Raw genomic sequence first — 4,062 nt, 5'->3', positions numbered from 1 at the left:
GCCCACCAGTTCGATTCCATCCTCATCGACGACATCCCGCAGATGGACCGCACCAAATCGGACGCGGCCAAGCGCTTCATCCTGCTTATCGACAATCTCTATGACCGGGGCGTGAAACTGGGCGCCAGCTTCGCGGTCCCGCTGGAGCAATTGGGGCGCGACGACCGCACCGCCTTCGAATTCCAGCGCACCATTTCCCGCCTCACCGAAATGCAGTCCGAAGACTATCTGGCCCAGAGCCTGCGCGACGCGGCGGAGTGAGACCGGCCGGTTGTTCCCCGCTGGCATCCCGGCGCAGGGGGTGGGTAAGATAGTCGCCACAAACCCCGGCGCTGCCCGCGGACCTGATCCGCGGGCCATTATCCGCAAACACCGAAGCTGCAATGGCTCTCCAGCCGGCCCACGGGTCACGCCCGTGGGCAGCGTCGGTGGCTTTGGAAACTCAGGGCCAAGGCCAGTGGCCCGAGCCTGCTTTGCCCATCGGACATGCCCCCATCGCCCAATGGCAAGGGCGAAACTCTGTTTTAGACGAAGGGTTCACTTGCCCGTGCGGGGCGGTAGCGTTAAACGTGCGCCAATTCAACGCAGTCTGGGATGATGACTTATGGCGCGCAAGAAGATTGCCCTAATCGGTGCTGGCCAGATCGGGGGCACGCTGGCCCTGCTCTCGGCACAGAAGGAACTGGGCGATATCGTCCTGTTCGACGTTGTGGATGGTGTCGGCCCCGGCAAGGCGCTGGACATCGCCCAGTCCGCCCCCACCCAGGGGTTCGATGCGGTCATGAAGGGCACGTCCGAATATAAGGACATCGAAGGCGCCGACGTGGTCATCGTCACCGCAGGCGTGCCGCGCAAGCCGGGCATGAGCCGCGACGACCTCCTGGAAATCAACCTCAAGGTGATGGAGCAGGTGGGCGCCGGCATTGCCAAATATGCCCCCAATGCCTTCGTCATCTGCATCACCAATCCGCTCGACGCCATGGTCTGGGCGTTGCAGAAATTCTCCGGCCTGCCCGCCAACAAGGTCATCGGCATGGCCGGCGTGCTGGATAGCTCGCGGTTCGTCCATTTCATCGCCGACGAGCTCAAGGTGTCGGTCGAGGACGTCAACGCCTTCGTTCTGGGCGGGCATGGCGACACCATGGTGCCGCTGGCGCGCTATTCCACCGTTGCCGGCATTCCGCTCACCGATATCGTCAAGATGGGCTGGATGAGCAAGGAAAAGCTCGACCAGATCATCCAGCGCACCCGCGATGGCGGTGCCGAGATCGTCGGGCTGCTCAAGACCGGTTCGGCCTTCTATGCGCCGGCCGCTTCGGCCATCGCCATGGCCGAGAGCTATCTCAAGGACAAGAAGCGCGTTCTGCCCGCCGCCGCCCATCTGGATGGCGAATATGGCGTCAAGAACACCTATGTCGGCGTGCCGGTCATCATCGGCGCCGGCGGCGCCGAGAAGGTGGTCGAGATCGCGCTCAATTCGGCCGAGCAGAAGGCCTTCGACAAGTCGGTCGCGGCGGTCGAAGGGCTGATCGAAGCCTGTAAGAAGATCGCGCCCAAGCTGGCCTGATCCATTCCGAGCCGCTGGCACAAGCCGGCGGCTCAAGCCTTTCCGGTCTCTAGAATTGTCCGGTTATCGTCTGCCCACCCAAGGGGAAAAGCATGAATATCCACGAACACCAGGCCAAGGCGCTGCTCAAGGATTATGGCGCGCCGGTCGCTGCGGGCGTCGCCATCTTCTCGGCCGATGAGGCCGAAGCCGCCGCCAAATCGCTTCCCGGCCCGCTCTATGTGGTCAAGAGCCAGATCCATGCCGGCGGGCGCGGCAAGGGCAAGTTCAAGGAATTGGGCCCCGACGCCAAGGGCGGCGTGCGCCTGGCCAAGTCGATCGACGAGGTCGTCGCCTTCTCGCGCGAAATGCTGGGCAATACGCTCGTGACCAAGCAGACCGGCCCGGCCGGCAAGCAGGTCAACCGCCTCTATATCGAGGATGGCGCCGATATCGCCCGCGAGCTTTACTGCTCGCTGCTGGTCGATCGCGCCACCGGCCGCGTCTCCTTCGTGGTCTCGACCGAAGGCGGCATGGACATCGAGGCGGTGGCCGAGGCCACGCCTGAAAAGATCATCACCGTTGCCATCGATCCGCTGGCGGGGGTCGGCGCGGCCGATGTGGACAAGATCAACGCCGCCCTCAAGCTCGACGGCGCCGCCGCCGAGGATGGCAGGAAGCTCTTCCCCATCCTCTACAAGGCCTTCACCGAGAAGGACATGAGCCTTCTGGAAGTCAATCCGCTGATCGTGATGACCGACGGGCATCTGCGCGTGCTCGACGCCAAGGTCAGCTTCGACAACAATGCCGGCTTCCGCCATGAAGAGCTCAAGCCGCTGCGCGACCTCACCGAAGAGGATGCCAAGGAGATCGAGGCGTCCAAATACGACCTCGCCTATGTGGCGCTGGACGGCAATATCGGCTGCATGGTCAATGGGGCGGGCCTGGCCATGTCCACCATGGACATCATCAAGCTCTACGGCGCCGAGCCGGCCAATTTCCTCGATGTGGGCGGTGGCGCCAGCAAGGAAAAGGTCACGGCGGCCTTCAAGATCATCACGGCCGATCCGGCGGTGAAGGGCATTCTGGTCAACATCTTCGGCGGCATCATGCGCTGCGACGTCATTGCCGAGGGCGTCATCGCCGCGGTCAAGGAGGTGGGCCTGGAAGTGCCGCTGGTGGTGCGCCTGGAAGGCACCCGCGTCAAGGAAGGCAAGGAGATCCTGGACAAGTCCGGTCTCAACGTCATTTCCGCCGATGACCTCGACGATGCGGCGCAGAAGATCGTCGCCGCCGTCGGCAAAGCCGCCTAAGCGCCCGCAGGAGAAGAAAAACCGATGTCTATTCTCGTCAACAAGGACACCAAGGTTCTCGTGCAGGGCCTGACCGGCAAGACCGGCACCTTCCACACCGAACAGGCCCTGGCCTATTACGGCACCAAGATGGTGGGCGGGGTGAACCCCAAGAAGGCCGGTGAAACCTGGTCCTCCGGTGTCGATGGCACCGAGCTGCCGGTTTTTGCCAGCGTCGCCGAGGGCAAGGAAAAGACCGGCGCCAATGCCTCGGTCATCTATGTGCCGCCTCCGGGCGCCGCCGCCGCCATCGAGGAAGCGATCGAGGCGGAAATTCCGCTCATCGTCTGCATCACCGAGGGCGTGCCGGTGCTCGACATGGTGCGGGTCAAGGCCAAGCTGGAAAAGTCCAAGTCGCGCCTGCTCGGGCCGAACTGCCCCGGCGTGCTCACCCCGGAAGAGTGCAAGATCGGCATCATGCCCGGCTCGATCTTTTCCAAGGGCTCGGTCGGCATCGTTTCGCGCTCCGGCACGCTGACCTATGAGGCGGTGTTCCAGACCACCAATGAGGGCCTGGGCCAGACCACGGCCGTGGGCATTGGCGGCGATCCGGTCAAGGGCACCGAGTTCATCGACGTGCTTGAGATGTTCCTGGCCGACGAGGCCACCAAGTCGATCATCATGATCGGCGAAATCGGCGGCTCGGCCGAAGAGGAAGCTGCACAGTTCCTCATCGACGAGGCCAGGAAGGGCCGCAAGAAGCCGATGGCCGGCTTCATCGCCGGGCGCACGGCGCCGGCGGGACGCACCATGGGCCATGCCGGCGCGGTGATTTCGGGCGGCAAGGGCGGCGCCGAGGAAAAGATCGCGGCGATGGAAGCGGCGGGCATCCGCGTTTCCTCCTCCCCGGCCCGGATCGGCAAGACCCTGTCCGAGGTGCTCAAGGGCTGAGCGGACTGGATTTTCATGCCGCCAAGCACCGTTGCCACCGGGCCTGTCCCGGTGGTCCATGCCTGCCCAGGGTGGATTGCCGGGACAAGCCCGGCAATGACGAAAAAGCGCTGCATGAGGGAGCCATGCGACCAATGTCGGTCGCGCTTCGGTCACGGTTGGGTGCTATCTGAGAATGCGAGCAGCGGCGCCTCGGGGCGCCGTAAGTCTTTACAGGATGCAAAGGAAGCCCGGTCCATACTATATTGGCTGAATTGACCGCGGCTGAGACCG

The 4,062-nt window shown here is 63.7% G+C and carries 4 protein-coding genes; all 4 read left to right on the top strand.

What is annotated here, in order from left to right:
• Nucleotides 1–261, top strand: a 261-nt coding sequence (zapE, locus tag VDP82_RS14915; protein WP_323015624.1) for an AFG1/ZapE family ATPase, incomplete at its 5' end; no start/stop codon positions are given.
• 343 nt (nt 262–604) lie between these two features.
• Nucleotides 605–1,567 (top strand): malate dehydrogenase, encoded by a 963-nt coding sequence (gene mdh, locus VDP82_RS14910; protein ID WP_323015623.1) that lies wholly within the window; start codon nt 605–607, stop codon nt 1,565–1,567.
• A 92-nt stretch (nt 1,568–1,659) separates the two neighbouring features.
• Nucleotides 1,660–2,859, top strand: a complete 1,200-nt coding sequence (gene sucC, locus VDP82_RS14905) for an ADP-forming succinate--CoA ligase subunit beta (RefSeq protein ID WP_323015622.1) — start codon at nt 1,660–1,662, stop codon at nt 2,857–2,859.
• Between the two features lie 24 nt (nt 2,860–2,883).
• Nucleotides 2,884–3,789, top strand: a complete 906-nt coding sequence (gene sucD / locus VDP82_RS14900) for a succinate--CoA ligase subunit alpha (protein ID WP_323015621.1) — start codon at nt 2,884–2,886, stop codon at nt 3,787–3,789.
• The last annotated feature ends 273 nt before the right edge of the window (nt 3,790–4,062 follow it).

It is taken from the genome of Devosia sp. (assembly GCF_034675085.1).
GTDB lineage: Bacteria > Pseudomonadota > Alphaproteobacteria > Rhizobiales > Devosiaceae > Devosia.
The sequence above is the reverse complement of the archived record's forward strand: the minus strand, read 5'-3'. Positions and strand labels throughout refer to the sequence as shown.